The 1616-nt window shown below is 69.2% G+C and carries 2 protein-coding genes; both read left to right on the forward strand.

What is annotated here, in order from left to right; genetic code table 11:
* The coding region (locus tag GPA_RS10890) for a ribonucleotide reductase subunit alpha (RefSeq protein ID WP_083809081.1) at positions 1-1111 on the forward strand (1111 nt) is incomplete at its 5' end.
* Positions 1112-1116: 5 nt separating this feature from the next.
* On the forward strand, positions 1117-1616 hold a 500-nt coding region (locus GPA_RS10895), incomplete at its 3' end, for an RrF2 family transcriptional regulator (RefSeq protein ID WP_083809082.1).

Raw genomic sequence — 1616 nt, forward strand, 5'->3', positions numbered from 1 at the left:
GAAGGCCGCCGAGAGTGCCGGGAACGCCGAGAAGGGCGCCGCCGCCTGGCGGCGCGAGGCGGGCGGCACGAAGGGCGATCAGGGAAAGGACGCGTCCTCCGAGCACGCTGCGGCGCTCGCCCAGGCCGCCAAGGCGGTCGAGGACGCCATGGGCCCCGATGCCGACGCGCACGCGGTGGTGTCGGCCATCGAGCGCATCTCCTACGCCGACATCGTCGGCTACAACGACACGGTGGCGCTCATGCGCGACTTCGGCCTGGGAATGCAGGACGACCCCCAGTTCCAGAGCCTCGTGGAGCTGCTCAACGCGCGCCACGGCCTGGACCGCATGCCGGCCGCCGACGCGATACTCTTCCGCTCGCCCGCCCGCGAGGACGCGAACCGCTTCATGGCGGCCACGCTCGGCGAGCTGGACATGCCGGCCATCCGCATGCGCATGGAGGAGAACCTCCAGGGCATGCCCGTGCTGTGCGTCATGGCGCAGGCCGACAACCAGCCCCAGCTCAACGCCGCGCGCAACGCCTTCGAGGGGCCGGGCGTGCTCATGCTGGAGGACTTGGACCTGTGGGCGTCGCCCATGACCGAGGGCGGCGACGACTTCGGCGGCTTCGTGTTCTCCAGCCTGTCGCGCGGGGCGCGCGAGGCCATCGGGCTCATCCGCTCGGCGGTGGAGAATCCCGACGTGTTCGTGCTGGCCTCGGCGGCGGAGGCGGGGGAGATCGACCCGTTCTTCTTCGACCTGCTGGAGCCGCTGTCCATCGTGGACATCGACTATCCCACGCCTGAGGAGCGCGTGGACATCTGGATGGAGATCGCGCGCGAGCATCCGTCGCTGCGCGGCGTGAACCGGGTCGACCTCGTGCGGCTGTCCTCCGGCATGCCCCGCTACGACATCTACATGGCGGCGCGCGAGGCCATCGAGGAAGCCTACAAGGCCAGCCTCGTGGCACGGCGCTACGTGCCCGTCACCGCGGACAACCTGTTCGACAAGCTGGCGGCGTACCAGCCGCTCGACTCGGACGAGTACCGCGCCCTCGAGGACGCGGTCGTGCGGGGCTTCCGCCGCGACCTCGATCATCTCGACGACCTGCTGAAAGGAACCGAGGAGTAGACTTTATGGATATCACGCGACGCTGCGATTACGCCTGCCGCATCCTCCGGGCCGCCTACAAGAGCGGCGAAGCCTACGTATCCGTGTCCGACATCGCCGAGGACGAGGACATACCCTACGCGTTCGCGCGCAGCATCCAGCACGACCTGGTGAAGGGAGGCCTCATCAAGACCGTGCGCGGCGCGCACGGCGGCCTCATACTCAACTGCGACCCGGCCGAGGTGACGCTGCTGGAAGTGCTGGAGGCCATCCAGGGGCCGGTGAGCATCTCGCTGTGCGCCATGGACCCCGACTACTGCCAAAAGCAGCCGGAGTGCGCCTACAACAAGGTATGGCAGGGTGCCGACCGCCTGCTCAACGGCTACTTCGCCTCCATCACGCTCAGGGACCTGTTCGAGCAGGGAGCCTCCCATCCCGTGGTGGAGGAGGCCATGGGAGCGGGCGAGGCGCCTTCGCCGGCCGACGGCGCCGCTGCGTCCCGCGATGCGTCGGGGGTGCGGACGAG

Source organism: Gordonibacter pamelaeae 7-10-1-b (assembly GCF_000210055.1).
GTDB lineage: Bacteria > Actinomycetota > Coriobacteriia > Coriobacteriales > Eggerthellaceae > Gordonibacter > Gordonibacter pamelaeae.